This is a genomic window from Bacillus sp. AFS001701 (genome assembly GCF_002559405.1).
Classification (GTDB): domain Bacteria; phylum Bacillota; class Bacilli; order Bacillales; family Bacillaceae_G; genus Gottfriedia.
Map to the genome: position 1 here is coordinate 1 of NZ_NTZO01000709.1, position 3,042 is coordinate 3,042.

A 3,042-nucleotide genomic window follows, 5' to 3' on the forward strand; every position below is an offset into this window, starting at 1 on the left:
CCTGCCATAAAATCTTTTATTAGAATCCGATCTAGCATAGGCTTATTTTCATCTAATAAACCCCAATATTGTATTGTATCTTTTATTTTTTCTAACAATAACATTCGGATTTCTAAACGATTAGGTCTAAACTTGGAGACTAAACCTTCTCCTAATGTTACTCTGTAATTTATTAAAGCTTGATTTAATAATTTAACAGAACTAATATTCTTTGCGACTAATAAATTAAAACTTAAATCCTCTCCAATATCTATATTATTAGGAAAGTATATCTTATTAAGCTTTATGTAACTTGTTAGATAAAGCTTATTCCATGGTGCATTAATCATTTCATTCCCAATAAGGGAGATCGCAATCTTTCTAAATTCTTCTTTCGTGTTAATCTGTACAGATTCACTTATAGGGCTTTTAAAAGACGAGAATTGACCATCCTTTACAATGTTATAACCATATATCAGCATTTGAGTGTTTTCTTCTATTTCAGATGTTACAACATTTAGAAAGTTATCATTGTAATAATCATCTGAGTCAAGAAAGGTAATATACTTTCCATTCGCTTGGTCGATTCCAAAGTTTCTTGCATAACTCACACCAGAATTTTTAATTGTAAATAGCTTAATTCTTGAATCTCTAATGGCTATCTCTTCACAAATTTTAAGACTACTATCAGTTGATCCATCATTTATGACGATAATTTCTATATTATCGAAAGATTGAGTTACAATACTGTTGACCGCTTGTTTTATAGTGTTCTCGGCATTATACATTGGAATGACAATCGTTAGAAATGGTATTTGCATTTAATTTTCCCCTTTAATCTTAGCAGAGTGTATTTTATGTTGAAAAAATACTAGTGTAACCAGCACTACTACTTATTTGGAAATAAAAGAATGTTAGGAAACAGATTAAAATTCCAAAATAAATTAAATAATTAAAACTTAATTTCTTAAATATTGAAGTAAGTTTTGGAATTATTAAAACCCCAAAAAGTGTAAAATAATCTGCTATCCTAGCAATAAAAACATAATTATATGAGATCACCATAAACATGGTACCAATTACATAGAGATTCACTAGATGTTGACTATTAGGATATTTAGTTTTTAATGGTTTTCTCCAAATATATAAAAGAACTAATGGAATAATAAAAATAAAAATCCTCAGAATATTAACTCCATAATACCCCTCTGTTAAAGAATTCAAATAGGCACTATACCTAGTATTTACAAGCATAACTGCTAAAATATTAACAAAAGTTCCAAATGAAACTGCAAATACTATGCAAGAAACTATGATTAATATTGTCCACTTTGACCAAGCTCTCCTTTTATAAATAAAATAAGCTGGTATTAAAATTAAAGCTGAATAATGAAAGGTTGCTGCAATTAATACAAAAATAAAATACTTTTTAAAATCACCTTTATATACATATCTTATTGCCCAAAATATTATACTTACTGCTAAATATTGTCTCATGATATTAAAACTAGTCATGTAGTAGCCTACACAAATAAATAGAAATATACTTAACTCAAACTTCTCACTAAATTTTGCAATCGTGGAAACAATTAATGTATTGGTTATGACAGCACAAACAAAAATAAGAAGTTGCGGTTGAGGGGATATCTTATACAATAGCCAATTTAATAAAACAAAACCTGGTTCTAGGTTTAAAGAAAAAATTGCTTTAAAATCCATATTTCCTATATTTGAGTACTCATTTCTATAGATCCATTCATCACTATAAAGTGCATTTAAATATCTCAATCCAGAAAAGAGTATTAATCCAATTAAAACAATAAATACAAAAAATTTATTATTAATAAATTTGCTGTTGTTAACAAATCCAAATCTTTTTGCTAACCACCCATAGCAATAAGCAAAAAATAAAGTTAAAACATAAGGTATCAAGGTAACCCACCCTTACTGTAGCATTCATTTTGATCGCTAAAAAATCGAGTTAATTTTGTTATTTCGCTTATCCAAAATTAATTCGATTTTTATCAATTATTTTTCGTATTTTCCAAAAAGTTATTGTACTTATAGTCTTAGAATCTTTTAATCTCTTTGTATCAAATCATAGTATTTACTAGACTATTTACTACTTGATTTACGTCATACTTTTTTATTATACGATTAGCGTTTAATGACATTCTTTCTAAGAGCACCCTATCTTTATATAGTAATTCGATTTTGTCCGCTGTTTCTTTCGGTTCGTTAATTGGTACTAAAAATCCATTTATATTATCTACAATTAAATCCCGAATACCTCTTATATTTGTACCTATAACTGTTTTCTCACAGGCCATTAATTCCATTATATTTCTAGGTAAACCTTCCCTTTGTGATAAAAGAATACCAATATCACATGCTATAATTAGCTCATTAATATCATTTCTAAAGCCTAAAAAATTTATATGATCCTCTAATCCTTTAATCTTTACACTATTCTTTAGACCTTCAAGCATTGGTCCATCGCCAGCACAGATTACCTTGACATGAATCCCTCTATTTTTAAGAATTTCGACTGCATGAATCATTTGCTTATGATTTTTATTTTGATTTACTTCAGCAATCATAAGAATTACAAAGTCATCTTTACTTAACTTCAATTTTTTCCGAATATCTTCCTTATCAAATAAGTTCAAGTTATAGGATTCAAAATCTACTCCAACACCATGGATTTTATGAATTTTGTTTATTTTAAACTTCTGAGCTCTCTCATAGTCTTCGGAATTCATTGTTATGATTGTGTCTGTAAAGTTACTCATCATTTTTTCGATAGGAAAATAAATACACCAATTTAAAATTGGAGCACCTTTATAAAAGTGAAAACCGTGAACTGTATAAATCGTTTTGATTTTAGGAAACTTTGCCTTTAATAGTCTCCCGTAAAGTGCGGCTATTGGAGTATGAACGTGAACAATATCATATCTATACTCCGTTTGTATTTTTATTAGAGATCTAAAAGCATTTATATTTTTGGGGTGAAATGGATTCCTTGTAAAAGGAATATCAAAAACTTTAACACCTTTTTCAGTT

At 28.0% G+C, this 3,042-nt stretch carries 3 protein-coding genes; all 3 read right to left on the reverse strand.

Annotated elements, in window-relative coordinates:
* Window positions 1–800: glycosyltransferase family 2 protein (locus tag CN514_RS24775; protein ID WP_098234830.1), on the reverse strand; the 800-nt coding region annotated here is incomplete at its 3' end.
* Window positions 801–834: 34 nt separating this feature from the next.
* The gene (locus tag CN514_RS24780; RefSeq protein WP_098234831.1) at window positions 835–1,911 is read right to left on the reverse strand and encodes an EpsG family protein; all 1,077 of its coding nucleotides are present in this window, start codon (window positions 1,909–1,911) and stop codon (window positions 835–837) included.
* A 161-nt stretch (window positions 1,912–2,072) separates the two neighbouring features.
* Window positions 2,073–3,042 (reverse strand): glycosyltransferase family 4 protein (locus CN514_RS24785; protein WP_098234832.1); only part of this gene is annotated, 970 nt, incomplete at its 5' end.